The 16,347-nt window shown below is 30.4% G+C and carries 12 protein-coding genes and 1 tRNA gene; 3 read left to right on the top strand and 10 right to left on the bottom strand.

From position 1 onward, the window contains the following. Positions 1-17 precede the first annotated feature (17 nt). The 7 genes from K4897_RS07330 to K4897_RS07300 all read right to left on the bottom strand — a co-directional run bounded on the left by K4897_RS07330 (position 18) and on the right by K4897_RS07300 (position 10,694). Positions 18-215: a 30S ribosomal protein S17e gene (locus K4897_RS07330; protein ID WP_011954113.1), complete on the bottom strand. Its 198-nt coding sequence runs from the start codon at positions 213-215 to the stop codon at positions 18-20. Then, positions 208-543 carry a chorismate mutase gene (locus tag K4897_RS07325; RefSeq protein WP_019264724.1) on the bottom strand — a complete coding sequence of 112 codons (336 nt, stop codon included), beginning with the start codon at positions 541-543 and terminating at the stop codon, positions 208-210. The genes K4897_RS07330 and K4897_RS07325 overlap by 8 nt, the downstream gene beginning before the upstream one ends. Before the next feature lie 88 nt (positions 544-631). Next, positions 632-1,498, bottom strand: a complete 867-nt coding sequence (locus tag K4897_RS07320; RefSeq protein WP_250415878.1) for a shikimate kinase — start codon at positions 1,496-1,498, stop codon at positions 632-634. Continuing rightward, complete coding sequence (locus tag K4897_RS07315) at positions 1,498-2,577, bottom strand: glycosyltransferase family 4 protein (protein WP_250415877.1); 1,080 nt, start codon at positions 2,575-2,577, stop codon at positions 1,498-1,500. The genes K4897_RS07320 and K4897_RS07315 overlap by 1 nt, the downstream gene beginning before the upstream one ends. Beyond that, positions 2,574-3,659: a cobalt-precorrin-5B (C(1))-methyltransferase CbiD gene (gene cbiD / locus K4897_RS07310; protein WP_250415875.1), complete on the bottom strand. Its 1,086-nt coding sequence runs from the start codon at positions 3,657-3,659 to the stop codon at positions 2,574-2,576. The genes K4897_RS07315 and cbiD overlap by 4 nt, the downstream gene beginning before the upstream one ends. Positions 3,660-3,689: 30 nt before the next feature. Beyond that, the gene (locus K4897_RS07305; protein ID WP_250415873.1) at positions 3,690-3,950 is read right to left on the bottom strand and encodes an MJ0307 family thioredoxin; all 261 of its coding nucleotides are present in this window, start codon (positions 3,948-3,950) and stop codon (positions 3,690-3,692) included. A gap of 918 nt (positions 3,951-4,868) precedes the next feature. Then, positions 4,869-10,694: an Ig-like domain repeat protein gene (locus tag K4897_RS07300; RefSeq protein WP_250415872.1), complete on the bottom strand. Its 5,826-nt coding sequence runs from the start codon at positions 10,692-10,694 to the stop codon at positions 4,869-4,871. Between the two features lie 212 nt (positions 10,695-10,906). On the opposite strand from K4897_RS07300, the gene K4897_RS07295 reads away from it, so the two are divergent. After that, positions 10,907-12,988, top strand: a complete 2,082-nt coding sequence (locus tag K4897_RS07295; protein WP_305883882.1) for a DEAD/DEAH box helicase — start codon at positions 10,907-10,909, stop codon at positions 12,986-12,988. A gap of 17 nt (positions 12,989-13,005) precedes the next feature. Here the strand turns inward: K4897_RS07295 and K4897_RS07290 are convergent, their stop codons facing one another. Both K4897_RS07290 and K4897_RS07285 read right to left on the bottom strand, forming a co-directional pair. Further along, on the bottom strand, positions 13,006-13,302 hold the full coding sequence (locus K4897_RS07290) for a DUF2098 domain-containing protein (protein ID WP_004033088.1): 297 nt from the start codon (positions 13,300-13,302) through the stop codon (positions 13,006-13,008). A 30-nt stretch (positions 13,303-13,332) separates the two neighbouring features. Beyond that, complete coding sequence (locus K4897_RS07285; RefSeq protein WP_004033087.1) at positions 13,333-13,611, bottom strand: PRC-barrel domain-containing protein; 279 nt, start codon at positions 13,609-13,611, stop codon at positions 13,333-13,335. Positions 13,612-13,726: 115 nt separating this feature from the next. On the opposite strand from K4897_RS07285, the gene K4897_RS07280 reads away from it, so the two are divergent. Both K4897_RS07280 and deoC read left to right on the top strand, forming a co-directional pair. Further along, a complete protein-coding gene (locus K4897_RS07280) occupies positions 13,727-15,391 on the top strand; it encodes a tRNA uridine(34) 5-carboxymethylaminomethyl modification radical SAM/GNAT enzyme Elp3 (protein WP_250415869.1) in 1,665 nt (554 codons plus the stop codon). A 76-nt stretch (positions 15,392-15,467) separates the two neighbouring features. Then, positions 15,468-16,190, top strand: coding sequence for a deoxyribose-phosphate aldolase (gene deoC, locus K4897_RS07275; protein WP_250415867.1), 723 nt, complete (start codon positions 15,468-15,470; stop codon positions 16,188-16,190). A gap of 84 nt (positions 16,191-16,274) precedes the next feature. Here deoC and K4897_RS07270 read toward each other — a convergent pair. After that, positions 16,275-16,347 (bottom strand) — tRNA-Phe (locus K4897_RS07270).

Raw genomic sequence — 16,347 nt, 5'->3', positions numbered from 1 at the left:
AAAAAAATGAAAAAGACTTATTCTTGAGTTTGTTCTAATCTCACAAGTCTTGTAACATATCCTGCGATTTTATTTCTTAAATGTTTAGTACTTACAGTAGAATATTCCATAACTAATTTTTTATTTTGATCAAAATCAGTAGTGAAAACACCTTTGTGAGTTTCTATAAGTTCTTTTGCTAAACGTTTAACAAATGAAGTTCTAATATTACCCATTAACATTCCTCCTTAAAATTTCTTTTTGCTCATTTTTACTTAATGTAGTTAGCATATCCATGATTTGATTACTAATATCAACATCAATATGGTTTTTTTCAGATAACTTCTCAATTTTTTTATGAATTGAATCCTCTCTTTTCTTATCATATACAGGCATACCAATATAGTCCTTTGCAAGGGCTATATCCATAGCAAATGAAGTTCTCTGACAAATTAAATCAAAAATTTCATTATCAATTTCATCAATGCGTTTTCTAGAGTCTAAAAGCACTTTCTCGGCATCTTTTTTATCTTTAAAAGATTTTAGCTTGTAATTATTTTTCAAGAAATCACCATCTTTTGATAATAATGATAATAATATAGTTTATTTGTATTATACTATTTAATACTATGGATTATTTGAAAACTTAACACTAAATTAAACTGCAACCGACATTATCCACTTTAGTTTCAATAATCCTTCCTTCATATTTAGACCAGGTTTCTTTAACATCATCAATTGCTTCATCTTCGCAGACAGCTACAAATGAAGAACCTGTTCCAGATAATCCTGAAGCTATTGCTCCAACTTCCAGAGCATCAATAGCTATATTGGAATCGAAACCTAATGTATTTGCATAAATCAAACCATTTAAATTAAGTGCTTTAAAATAATCCTTGGATTTAGCCAATTCAAAAGCAGTTTCAACAAGTGGAGACAATACTTTCATACGGTTAACATCAGAATTTCCAGATTTGGAACCAAAATTAGGCATATAAACTAAAACAGGATATTCATCCATTTCTTCTTTGATGATAAATTCTCTATTTTTATTATCTGTAACAACAACTCCTCCAAAATATGAAGCTGTTGCATCATCAAATGATCCTGTTATAGTAACTTTTGCCTCCAGGGATGCATCAATAGCTAAATTGATTATTTCCAAATCATCAAGTGGCTTCAAATTAAATTCATCTGCAATAATTTTAGAAGTTACACTTACAACAGCATTGGATAATGCACTGCTGCTTGATAATCCTGATGCCATCGGCAATTCAGATTCTGTTTTAATATTTATTCCAAAATCATCTGGAGAAATTTCATATTTTTCAAAAGTTTTTTTAGCACAGATTTCCATTAATGTAGTTGGTGCTCCAACATCATTAGAACAGGTTATGGAGTTATTTTGAGTATTGGCACTGCATTTTATATCCAAATCAATACCGAAAGCAGAACCAAAGCCTGTAGCTATTGCATTAATTACTGTTGCTGAACCTGGAGACCTTACTGATTTTTTCATTATTTAACCTCATCATAAGGAATTTCAACTTTACTGAATATTTTAGCTCTGTTTCTTGCATTTGAAGCTAAATTACTTCTGAATTCCTCATTTAAAATTATTTTATCAACAGCATCAGCTATAGTTTCAGGACTGTTCGGGTCAATCAACAGCCCCACTTCAGGAGTTATGATTTCTTTAATTCCTCCAACATCACTTCCAACAACAGGTTTGCCGCAAGCTAAAGCTTCAATTAAAACTAAACCAAAACTTTCTGAAAAAGACGGCAACACAAGCACATCTGCACTTGGTATAATCTTTTCTACATCTTTTCTAGCTCCTGTAAAATAAACATCAGAAATATTTTCTTTTTCTGCTTTATCTTTAAGCTGTTTTAAAAGAGGACCGTCACCTACTACAACGAGATTATAATCACTTTTGGCTATTTTTTTAGCTTCCAATAAAGAATCTACATTTTTACGTTTGATAATATTACCTACAAAAAGAACAACAGGTTTATTATTCTTAAAATCGGATTTGAATGAAGTATTTCCATCATTATTAAACTTGGCAATATCTACAGAATTCCAATATAATCTTGTTTTATTTTCAATTCCAGGAACTTCAGTAGCTAATATTTCATCTTTCAAAGCATTACTTACTGCAAAAACAACATCTGCCTTTTTTAATACATTTTTAATAATAGGTCTCATGAAAAATTGTTTTTTATACATTTCAAACATGTCAGAACCATGTGCAGTTATGTATGTTTTAATATTATGTTTTTTTCCAACTTCAACACTGGCTGCGCCTGCCGGAAACAGATAATGGCCATGAATAATGTCAATATCAACTTCTTTCAATAATTTTTCCAATGCCTTTTTTGCATTTATCTTAAACATCAATCCCCGAATTCCGGGAATATTAACTCCTTTGGTTCCGATTACATGAATGCCATCAATATCCTTAATATCCTTATGGGGATAAGTTATTACATAAACTTCATGCCCCTGTTTTACAAGTTCCTTGGATAAAGTATGAATATGAACCCCTACGCCACCTATATGAGGTGGAAACTGACCAACCATTGCTATTTTCATAATAAAAACCTTTCAAAATTATCATTTAAATAGTTACCTTCCATATCAACCAAAATAACATTTAAATCCAATTCAAATCTCTGCATACATCGCTCTTTGATAGCTAATGCAATACTATTACACACATCCAAATGCAAATCTTTTTCATCCAGGATATCCAACATGTCTTCTGTTGTTTTAGAATAATACAGTTTCTTAAGTGTTGATGTATCTGCACCGCAAATACCTGCATGAGTAATCATTATTTCTTTCCTACCATCCGCAACTGCATGTTTAGTATTGAAAATTCCACCAGCGACCTTAATTAATTTTCCGATGTGTCCAAAGAAAGTAAATTCATCAATTCCTCTTTTTTTAGCTTCTTCAAACATGAAGCCAATATAATTACCAGTCTGAATAATATGCTGTTTTGTAATATTTAACTGTTTTAAAGCTAATTTTTCACCAATGTTTCCTGGAACAAAAACCAGATTATCTAAATCCAAAGCCAATGCCACATCTATTTGAGTAACAATAGAATTTTTATATGCTTCACTAGACATTGACCTGGCTATTCCAGTAGTTCCGATAACAGATATTCCATCAACAATACCTAATTTAGGATTCATTGTTTTTTTAGCTATCTTTCGACCTTCAGGAATTGAAATTGTTACTTTAGCTACTTTATCATCAGGCAAAATTTTTTCCAAATTTTTTTTAATCATCCTACGGGGAACAGGATTTATTGCATATTCCCCCACCGGAATTTGAAGGCCAGGTTTTGTTATTTTGCCAACACCCTCACCACCAGTTATTATGACACTATCTTCACCACTGGTTTTATCCAATAATTCAACAGTAGCAACAATAGATAATCCTACAGTAACATCAGGATCATTATAAGGATTCTTATGAGCTACAGCACAAGCAGAAGAATGAGATAATTTTTTACACTCATCAATTATAATGTCTAAAGTTTTTTTAGGTGTTTTGACTTTAACACAATCAATATCTGAAGTATTTAAAATAGATTCTAAAGCTGCAAGAGAACAGGCAGTAGCTATAGTTCCAGTAGTAACTCCAGTATAATTCTCATTTGTCATGTTTACAGGTTATAAAAAAAGAAGATAAAATTAAATCAAAGATTTAACTTTATTAACAAGTTCATCTAAAGCAGGTGCACCAACAAATGCCACTTCATCATTAATAGCTATTGTAGGAACAGCCATAATTCCAAGGCTAATTGCTTTTTGCCTATTTTCTTCTGAAGCAATATTACAAACAATAATATCTGCAGCATCACCTAAAACTTCTTTTGCTTCATTAGCAACACTAACTGCAGCAGGACAGTGAGGACAGCTATCAGATGTAAATACTTCTACTTTCACTACCATGGTTTTTATCTCCTATTAAATTAATTGAATGATGATAATTTATTAAAACTAATATATAATTATTTAGCTAATTCCCTACAGAACCCTTTCAAAAACTTTGTTGATTTTCAAAATCGGTTTTCTATTTTAGCTCCAAATCAAATTTCTGAAATATATTCATTTTAAAACTCCTTGGTTAGTCTTGAATGTTTGTTTCCTAGATTTTTGGCATTGTTTTTTTAAATACATTTTCAATTTTTACTTGTTTTTTTTTTCAATTTTCTTATCTTTTAAGTGATGAATGAAACTTTTATATCTTTGTGCAAGTTTCATAAATATTTGAAATTATTATTAGACGAAATTCAGTTTTATGATAAATTAAAGATTATAATTTATTTGTGAATTCATTGCAATTATTTAAATCAAACAAATATCTAATTATTTTCAGTTGTTGGTAGCATCCATGATATTCTTCATCAGAAATAAGATTCTTGTAGAATATCTTTTTATCTAAATCTGTTGTGATTGCAATTTTATTTTTATTTCATGCAGATTCTTTTAAAAACTTTTCAATAGTTGTTTTATCTTTATTATCATATATTACATCAGCTACAATGCAATTAAAAATAGACTCATGATGTATAGTGATATTTTAATTTCCCGTTGATTTTTATCCATTCTAAATTAAAGACATGATAACTCAATCAAAAACCTAAATCGAATTATATAATGTTTTTGTTAACAAAAAGCCAATCTTCAATTGATTATATTAAACCGTACTTCCAAAGAATTTCAAATAAATTGTAAACATTTTTTAAACTTCCAAGATAATCTGAAATCAAATGTTCAGATTCACTTTTCAATTTATTAGTGGAATTTCTGTTTTTATCAACAATATTTGTTAAAAAAGAAAAAGTTAAGAGAATAATAGAAATTCTCTTAAGGACTAATTTTTATATTGTTTCCTGTTTGGAAATCATTCCAATAAGATGTAATAATGTATTTTCCACTCATTAAATTAATATTTAATGAAGCAATACCAGTATCATCAGTTATTTCATTATAAAATATACCATTTACGTTAAATGATACATTTTGATTAGCTAATGGTTTTCCCTGACCGTCTAAGGTTTGTGCAGTAAATTTGCTGCCGTCCCCATAAGCCATATTAAGGTCATGAGTAACCAGCGTAGGTAAAACAACTATATTGTTACCTATGTCTAATCCCCCATATATTGTTGTGACAATATATCCTCCAGGCCTTAAATTAATATTCAAATTAACTACACCGTTGGAATCTGTGGTTCTTGTATAAAATACTCCGTTGATGTTGAAGGTTACATTTTTATTTACTGCTAAACTTCCGTTTTTATCATAGATAGTTGCTTGGAACTTGGATGTATTCATATAATACTTAGTTAAGTCATTTTGTATTATTAATGATTTTATTGTTATGTTAAATCCTTGTTGCTCACCATTTACCGGATTATATGCAGTTAAAATATAATCTCCCGGCCTTAAATTAATAGCCAAACTGGCTACACCATATTTATCCGTGCTTCTAGTATAGAAAACACCGTTGATGTTAAATTTAACCTGAGTATTAACTAATACTTTTCCATCACTACCTAAGAATTTAGCTCTGAAATCTGTAGCATTTTTATACATTTTAACTAAATCATCAGCTATGATACTTGGATTAATAGTAACTGTAATATTTTTAGAGATTTTACTATAATTAGCAGATCCGTTATAAGTTATGGTTGCTTGATATGTGTTGGAATCTAAATTAAGACCTATAGAAGCAGTACCATTTGCATCAGTTGTTTTAGCATAATTTACACCATTAATACTGAAATATATTGTGGCATTAACTATTGGTTTGCCTTGGAAATCTGTTAATTTGGCAACTAAACGACTTCCATCATGGTAAATCATTTCAACATCACCAACATCAAGATTTACATTTACATTTGGAATTACGGTTATGTTTCCTTTTTTAGTCATGGACTCATATTTAGCATCACCGGAGTAAGTGGTAGTGACATTATAATCTCCAGCACTTAAACCAAAAACAATTACATTTGCGGTTCCATTAATTACATTTGCAGTGTATTTTTTGCTGTCAATTTCAACAGTAACTGTTCCGGTTGCATCTTTAGGTAAATCTACACCAATAGTGGAATTTACTCCTTCTTTAATTTCAGGAACAGAAATATCCATATTGTAATCAGATATTTTGGACACCATAAAGTTCGCTGTGCTTTGATTAGCATTATAATTATCATCCCCTGAATATTCAACTTTAACAGTGTAATTACCACTAGCTAAACCTTTAAAAATAGCAGAAGCTTTACCATCACTAATAGCAACAGTTTGAGTTTTATTACCAACAGTAAAAGTAAAATTACCCGTAGCCCCAGAGGTTACACTAGCATTAACAACTACATCTTCACCTATTTTAACATCATTAACATCAATAATAATTGTTGAATTTCTTTTTTGTCTTTCAACTACTAAAATTTGCTCATAAGCAACAACAGTAGTTTGAACCTTACCATCAGATGAAGTGAGGAAATATGCAGCATTATTTTCTTTAATAATACTAGTTACATCAACAATAAATGCATTACAACTCTCCTGACTACCCCCATCCCAAACATTGACATATTCAACACCATTGAAAGTTAAATTACCATCACCATTGTTACCAGAACCAGCAAAAGCATACCATGTTGCATTAATAACACCATTTATATTTAAATTATTAAATGTAAACAATGAACTAAGTTTATCATCATAACCATATTGATTATAATATGGGTAGAAAATATCACAACAATCACTAAAGTAAACATCTTTAATACTTTTACTGCCTGTAATATTATATAAAACAGCTAAAGTACTAGGATAAAGAGCACAATTGACAGTTTTATTAATTACAAAACTATTGTTTCCATTACTATTGTAATAATCAGTTACATCAAATACTAAACTTCCATATCGATATGCACCATAACCACCTAAATTACCCTGATCAATTTCATGATTAATATACTTATTAGTTATATCATGTCCATTAAATGTTAAATTCCAGCCATTAGGGAATAAACTTGTATCCCAATTATAATTAAAGTAAAGAATTGCTTTAACAACATTAGAATCCTCAGGAATCATAATATTCCAAGTTTCATTTCTAAATTTGGAAAATTGACTCATATACTGAGAAGTAGGTTGACTTGAAATAATCACATCACCGGAAATAGTATAATTACGATTAATAATATTGCCAGAGCCATTATAGGCATAAGTTTTATTTAAATAACCATTATAAGCCAAAATTTTAGTAATAGTCTTATTACTTAAATCAAACTCTTTATATTTTAATTTAACAATAAAATCAATCTTATTACTTGCTGCCTTAGGCCAAACAGTATTTTCATCAATAGGTCTAATAGTAGGATCAACTAAAGTAATCTTATTATTACCAGAAACTAAATTATCAATAGCATAACTAGCAATAAGTTTATTAGTCTCATTAGAATACAGCTCAACAATCACTCCGCCAAGATTAACATACTCTTTATTATTAATGTTAATAGTAAAAATATTATCTACACCAGCATAAATACCAGAAGACCATTGAGTAGAAACAGAGCCAATAACAACATCAGGCAACACTACATTAAATGAAGAACTATTTAAAGCCGGACGATAATTATTATCACCAGAATAAACAACAGTAACATTATACACACCAATACCTAAATCTTTGAAAGTGGCACTAGCCATAGCATCTACAATAGTAACATTTTTAGACACCTCACCAACAGTAAAAGTAACATTACCAGTAGCACCAGAAGTTATATCAACCTTAACAACCACATCATTACCCACAATAACATCATTTACTGTAATATTAATTATTGGGTCTTGTTTTGTAGAAATATTAATTTTTTGAACTTCATTATTTGCAGTTATTGTAAATACACTGCCGCTTGTTGTTAAATCAAAGACAGTGCTAGCTATTCCATCTTTACTTTTAATTACTCTAGATTCAACACCATTATCAAATGCAACATCAATATCCATTAATTTAACAGATGATTTAATGTAGGTTCCTTCACCATCAATACAATTATTAAAGTTTGATGTAATTTCAATATCATTATCTTTAATTTCATAAGTAGTATTCATAACTACCCAATTATCTAAAGTTAAAGTACCTGATTTAACCTGAACATTTTTTGGAATTGCTACTTTAGCATTATTTCCCCACCAGTTATAATTAGCTATAATATTTCCATGACCAATATAAATGTCTTTACCATTTCCCAAATTAACATTATCTGCAAATATGCTTCCATTAATAAGACTGTTTCCCTGTTTAATATAAATACCAGTACCTGTTCCATATCTAGACATTACACTGTCCTGAGGAACAGCATTGTTGCAAACTTTAGAACCAGTCATATTTATACCACGGTCACTAGTTCCTATTGCTCCACCGAAAGGTGCTAAATTGCCATCAAAAATGGAATTTTTAACAGTAAAGAGATATTTGGATACACTATATTCATCACCATCACCCAAATAAATAGCTCCACCACCATAGTATGCAGTATTATTTAAAAAGATAGAATTATCAATATATAAATTACCTAAAGTAACTGAGATAGCTCCACCATAACCTGCTTCTCCTTTTCGTTTAACAATATTATCCATAAAAGTAGAATTTATAATACTTGCATTACCAAAGGATTTAATAGCACCTCCACGATATTGAGCATGATTATTTATAAAAGTACAATTAACTACACTAAGATTTTCATAAACACATATAGCTCCACCATTATAGTCCGCAACACCATTAGATATTGTAGAATTAATTAAAGTAGCTCCATTTCTTGATAAGATAGTTCCACCATTAGACTCTGCCACATTGTTGTTAAATTCACAGTTATAAACATTCAAATGCCCTTCAGAGTTTATTGCACCACCTATAGTCTTTGAAAAACCATCACCATACAATCCTGTCGCATTATTAAATATTAAATTATTGACGGTTAAAGTATTTGATGAATTATTTGAATTAAAGAAATAACCTTTCTTGTTTGCATCTAAAACAACTTTAGCTCCATTATAACTACTAATAGTTAAATTATTTGTAACAGTCATATTAATATCTTCATAGATACCTGCCAAAATATAAATAGTCACTAAATGATCAGCAGTATTTGCTAAATCAACAGCCTCCAAAATAGTTTTAAAAGGATTAAGTAAAGAACCGTTGCCTGATTCACTAATACTTCCATCAACATATAATTCTTTACCTTCAAATTTAGGTTCCACATAAGGAGTTATCTTTAAATTCAATATTTGATTATCAACAATGGCAGTGATATTTTTAGCTTCAATACCATTAAACATAGAAATCATACCTGTTACTGTAGAATTAGGCATCATTTCAGTTGAATTAAAAAATACTTGTCTTTTAACCAAAATACCTTCAATACTGTCAATATTACCTTCTTTATCAGTGAATTTATTTATATTAATTGAAACTTGACCATTATCAGTATTATTAGATGCAATTAGCCAATAATTTAATGTAACATCACCTTTAAAATTATAGTTAACATTAGATACAGGAGCTAAATTGCTTCCCCACCAATTATAATCACAATTAGCTATACAGTTATAGTCAATGTATAAATCATTGGAATTACCTTTAGGATTGGTATTATTTACAAAACTACACCCCATAATATTTAATTTTGTCTCAGAAGTTCCATAAATTCCTCCACCATGCCCATAGCTGGCACTTCCCTGATTATAAGTTGCTTTATTATTTACAAAATTAGAGTTTGTAATACCTGCATTATTACTACCAAGTGCAGAACTCAGATAAATAGCTCCAGATTTACTTCCATTATTTCCTGTAAGATTACAGTTACTTATTAAAGCTTTTGAAAAACTACTTAAATAAATAGCTCCACCATTTCCAGTATTTCTTGTAATAGCCCTATTATTTTCAAAAACACAATTATCAATAGTGATTATTCTACCAACAGAACCAATAGCTCCACCAGCAGTTTTACCAGTATTTCTTATAAATGTCGAATTAACAAAACTTCCAGTTCCTTTATTAGAAATATGAACCGCACCACCAATAGTGCCAGTATTATCTTTAAAAGTACAGCAAATAACATTTAAATTAGCATTATCGCTAACTTCAATAGCACCACCATTAGAGACAATTCCCACTTTGCCTTCACCATTTATGAAAGTTAAAGAATTTACAGTTAAAGAATTTCCTGTTTTAACAACAAAAATATTCCCTAATTTTTCACCATTGATTATAGGGGAGGTATTCTCTAGAGCACTTAATGTTAAGTTTTTAGAGATAACTTGATTTGCGAACTTATATTCACCATCATTAAAATATATTGTCCCATTATCCCCAATATTATCAATAGCAGCAGTCCAATTTGTAGGATTACTGCTAGATCCATCACCCATACCATCAACACTAACATATATTTCAGTTGAATTTACAGGGACCAGATTTTCAGTAGCATATCCTGCCCCTTCCATATTACCGTTTAAATTAGTATATCCACTACCTAATTTATCATTTAAATTATTAACCAGAGCATCATCATTAGAATTATATATTAATTCTTCTGCAGATACAGCAGTTAACGACATGAAAATTAAACAAACAGCTGCTAAAACAACTATTAATCCATTGTTAAAATTCATTTAATTTCCTCCAAATTTTAATAACATAACGAATTAATCCAAATTCATTAATGATAATCCTATTAATCACCAAACTATATAATTATTATGATTTTAATTAAAAAAAGTAATACTTCATTAATAATAAAATAAAAAAAAGTATTAATATAAAAACAGCGCTCAACAAAACAATTAGTGAAAAGCTTAATATATATGAAAAAAATAAATTTTAAATGATTATTATGGAAAATTTGTCAAATGATATAAAAACAATAATAAATACTGCTTATCCCTACATTAAGGAATTCAATCCCGCGCAAAAAGCAGTAATTGAATCAGGTTATTTAGAAGATAATTCCAACTATATTATTTCAATTCCAACTGCCAGTGGTAAAACAGTACTTGGAATTCTCCCTGCTCTAAAAACTATTCTAAATGGTGGAAAAGCAGTTTATGCAGCTCCATTACTTTCAATTCAAAATGAAAAAGTAAAAGAATTTAAAGCATTTGAAGAACATGGAATCAAAGTAGGCAAACACCCCTCCAGTTCAGATTTATCAGTTATGGTTTTTGAATCATTTGATGCACTTACAAGATTTTCCTGGAATGTACTTCGCGAAGTAGATACCTTAATCATTGATGAATTCCATATGATTGGAGAATACTCAAGAGGACCAACATTAGAATCAGCTATTACAAGAGCTAAAATTATTAATCCTAGCTTAAGAATAATTGCCCTTTCAGCTACTTTAAAAAATATTGATGAAATTGAACAGTGGCTTGACGGAAAAACTGTAGAACACGATTACAGACCAGTGCCTTTAAATAAAGAAGTTTTAGATGCTGAAATGTTCAATACAAAAAATAAAAACGATGTTATTGTAAAAATTGTTGAAAAAGCTATTGAAGACAATTCACAGGCATTAAGCTTTGTGTCAACAAGAAGATTTACAGAAAGCTTAGCTACGTATGTTGCTAAAAAAATAGATAAAAAAACAACAAATGAACAAAAACAGAAATTTAAACAGGTAGCTGATAAATTACTGGAAGTTCCAAAGAAAAAAGGATCACTTCCAACTACAACCTGTCTTAAACTGGCTGAAGCTGCTGAAAAAGGTGTTGTGTTCCACCATGCTGGACTTTTCAATGAACAGAAAGAAATAATTGAAGATGAATTCAGAAACGGAAATATACTGATGATTACTGCAACTCCAAGTTTGATGTATGGTGTTAATTTGCCATCAAAATATGTAGTAATTAGAGACCACACCAGATGGACAAGCAACGGTCCTGCATCAATACCTGTTTTTGATTATGAACAGATGTCCGGAAGAGCCGGAAGACCACAATATGATGATGTAGGGTATTCCTATTTGGTAGCTAAAACAATGGATGAGGCATTTGATTTGGAAGCACGTTATGTTAACGGTGAAATTGAATTAACAAATTCAAAATTAATAGACAACAAAGATGCCATCTACAAACAGATTATAGCACAAATCGCATCCTCACTTTCCAAAAACCTTGATGATTTGAATGATTTCTTTGGAAAAACATTATACGGGTTCCAAATGAAAAACAATCCTTCCATGTCCATGTTTGCCCAGGACAGTTTAAACTGGGAGCTTGAAAGTGCTCTTGAATTCCTGCTTCAAAATGGAATAATAAGAGCCACCCCAGAAGGACTTAAAACAACAGACTTCGGTAATTTAATAGCTAAATCAAACTATGCAGTTGAAACAGCCGTTAAAATTAAGGAATATGTTTCAACTATGGAAAAATTAAACACTGCAGAAATGATTTATGCCTTAGCTGAAACTCCTGATTTACCATTAATTTCATTTAAAGGAAGAAAAAGCAAAGATCCTGTTCGTGACAAACTGTCTGAATGCGGCCTTTTTGCAGTTGATATAGGAAACCCCGAAGCCACTGCCGTTTCTTTAATCGAATGGATTGATGAGCGAAATGAGTATGAAATTGAAAATGCATACAATGTTTATTCAGCATCTACCAGAAGATCAGCTTATGAAGCTTCCCGTTTAGTTAAATTTGCTAAAAACACACTTGAAGTTCTTGGAAATTATTCCAACCTGAAAGACATGGATTATTTATCTGCCAGATTATATTACGGAGTAAAAGAAGATATAATCCCCCTTGTTGTAGGAGTTAAAAGACTTGGAAGAAAAAGAGCAAGACTTCTTATGAAAACATTCGGCGATAATTTAAGTGAAGCAAGTGAAAAAGATTTACAAAAAGTAGAAGGTATCGGTCCCCAACTTGCAGGTAAAGTTAAAATATTTACTATGAATCATTAAAAAAAGAAAGGATGAAACTATCCTCCACCATTAGCTGCACTGGAAGATATTTCAACATCCTCAAACATTTTTTCAGAGTTTTTAATGGCTTCAATATCTATATCCTTATCATCATGATAAGTTTTAGTTTTAAAATCTTCATCATTTAATAATTCTAATTTATTTGCAAGATACCATAAATTAGTTTTATCGATTTTAACCCAGGAAGCATCATTTTCCACTTTACTGTCAGTAACCTCACCAACAGTTCCAGTATCTACATATCTTACATGTGATCCAAGATTTATTTCCCTATTTCTTGCATCAACAATCATTTTTAAAAACCCCTTTTTAAGAATACTTATTTATTCTTCTTTTTCTACTTCAACTTTTTGAGCTTCAACTTCTTCTTCAGCTTCTTCAGGTTTAGGTAATTCTTTAGCTAAAATAACATATCCACCAATGGTTTCAATGTCTTCGAAAGGTACTTCAAGTTCTTCTTTAGAAAATACTCCTTTTTTTAAAGAAACAATCATGGAATTGATAGTTCCTTCTTTTTGATCAATGTCGAAATCAGTTACAGTTCCAACTTCATATGCGTTTTTATCTAAAACTTTAGAGTTTAAAACTTCTTTAATATTCATAGTTATCACCTTATTTTTAGATATTTTAAAGAAAATATCTTCTATAAAACAGTAAATATTATAATTATATCAATATAAATAATTAACTATTAAATTTATAAAAGGTTAGAATAATATGGAAAATGCTTGTCGCATAATAATTGAGGACATTTTAAAAAACAAAATAAACACCAGAAAAGAGCTGGAAGTCAAAAAAAGACAGTTATGTCGTGACTTAAAGCTATCCAGATTTATGAGTAATGCAGATATCTTGGAATATGCAACTCCCCAGGAAAAAGAAATTGTTTCAAACATCTTAAAGAAAAAACCTACCCGAACAATGTCCGGTGTTGCAATAGTTGCTGTAATGTGCCATCCTCATGAATGCCCTCACGGAAGGTGTTTCTACTGTCCAAAAAGTAACAATGCACCACCAAGTTATACCGGTGAAGAACCTGCAGCCCTAAGAGGTAGAATGTATGAATTCCATCCATATATACAATGTTTTAACCGTTTGAAACAGCTTAAAAAAATAGGACACCCAATTGATAAAGTGGAACTCATCATAATGGGGGGAACATTCCCTTCCAGAGACTTATGTTATCAGGAATGGTTTGTATCACAATGTCTAAAGGCAATGGTTGATTTTGGATTGATACTTAAAAACAAACCTGAAGACAACGAATACAATTTAGATCCTGCAGAAATAAAATGCTTTGAAAAAGATATTCTTAAAAGCTATGAACCAAGCAATTATGTACTTATTGATGATGTTCAAAAAGCCAATGAAAATTCCAAAGTAAGATGTGTCGGAATGACATTTGAAACACGTCCGGACTACTGTAAAAAAGAACACATAAATAGAATGCTTGATTTTGGAGTTACAAGAGTTGAATTAGGTGTTCAAACTTTATCTGACGAATTATACACTAAAATTAAAAGAGGTCATACAATAGCTGATGTAATAGAATCAAATACACTTCTTCGTGACAGTGCCGTAAAAGTAGCAATGCATATGATGCCTGGATTGTTTGTAAGTCCTGATGAAGATTTAAATATGTTCAAAAAGCTATTTAGCGATGATAATTTTAAACCGGACATGCTTAAGATTTACCCATGTCTTGTTACCAAAGGCAGCGAGTTATATGACCTGTGGAAAGAAGGAAAATATAATCCATATACTGATGAAGAAGCTGTTGATTTAATTGTTAAAATTAAACAGATTCTTCCAAAATGGGTTAGAACCATGAGAATTCAAAGAGACATTCCATCAACATTAATTGAAGCAGGAGTTCAAAAATCCAACCTTGGAGAACTGGTTTACAACAAATTAGAAGAACATGACATTAACTGCCAATGTATCCGCTGCCGCGAAATAGGTCATAAAAAAACAAGTCAGGAATATAGTTTAAATGATTTTAAATTATTTAAAGAATCATACAATGCATGCGGCGGTGAAGAAACCTTTTTATCAATTGAAGATAAAAACGAAGAAAGTATCGCAGGATTTTTAAGATTCAGAATTCCTTCACCAAATCACTACAGACCTGAAATCAGCGATGAAACTGCACTTATACGTGAATTGCACGTCTATGGAAATATGATTAAAATAGGCGGTAAAAATCCCAAAATAGGTCAGCACACAGGATTTGGAGAAAAACTATTAAAAGAAGCTGAAAAATTAGCTATCAAGAAAGGAAAAGATGAAATAGCTATAATTAGCGGAATCGGAACCAGAAATTATTATCGTAAATTTGGATATGAAAGAAAAGGTCCGTATATGGCTAAAAAATTAATCTGAAAAAATCAAGACAAAAGTATTATATAGATTATTCGTAATAGTACTAATTAAATTACTTATATAGGAGTGTTATATAATGTATAAAATAAAAAACTCAAAAGAGTTAGCAAGCCTTATCAATTGTATAAACTTAAATAACATGATAAGTGAAGAAGAAATGGAAGAATATTTAGATAAAGTAGGAAAACTAAACTTTAATTCCATTACAATAAGTCCAACATATGTATCATTAGCTAAAGAAAAATTAGCTGACAGCACTACAAAAATAAGCACCGTTGTTGGATTTCCTTTAGGTTTTGAAACAGCCGAAGGCAAAATAGCACAAGCAGCTAAAGCTCTTGAAGATGGAGCAGATGAAATTGAATCAGTAATCAATTTAAACCACCTAAAAGACCACAAATATAATTTAATTCATGAAGAACTTAAGCAATTAAGAGAACTTTTAGGAGACAAAACTTTAAAAGTCATTGTTGAAATGCAGACAATAGATGACAGCGAAAAAGCAAGTATTGCAAAAGTACTGGAAGAAAATAAAGTAGATTTCATCAAAACATCTACAGGCTTTATTGCACCAGACAATATTTATTCAAAAGTTAATGATATTAATATCATCCAAAAATATGCACCGCAACTTAAAATTGAAATTTATGGTGGTGTTGATACTTATAAATTAGCTAATCAGCTTTTAACCGGTGGAGCTGATTTAATTGGAAGTAACTGCGGTTATGAAATCGTAGAAAAATACCGTACTTTAAGAGAAAACACACAAGTAACTCCAAAACCTATAAGATTCGACTAGAATCTTCCCATCACTTTTTTTATAATTTAAATAATAAAAAATAGCTTTTTTCAATAAAGATAATAATATTTTAAAAATAGTTAATGCCATGGGCCGGACTTGAACCAGCGACATCCAGATCTTCAGTCTGGCGTTCTCCCAACTGAACTACCATGGC

It is taken from the genome of Methanobrevibacter sp. TLL-48-HuF1, assembly GCF_023617305.1.
Lineage (GTDB): Archaea > Methanobacteriota > Methanobacteria > Methanobacteriales > Methanobacteriaceae > Methanocatella > Methanocatella intestini.
This window is presented reverse-complemented; position numbering and strand designations above follow the sequence as displayed.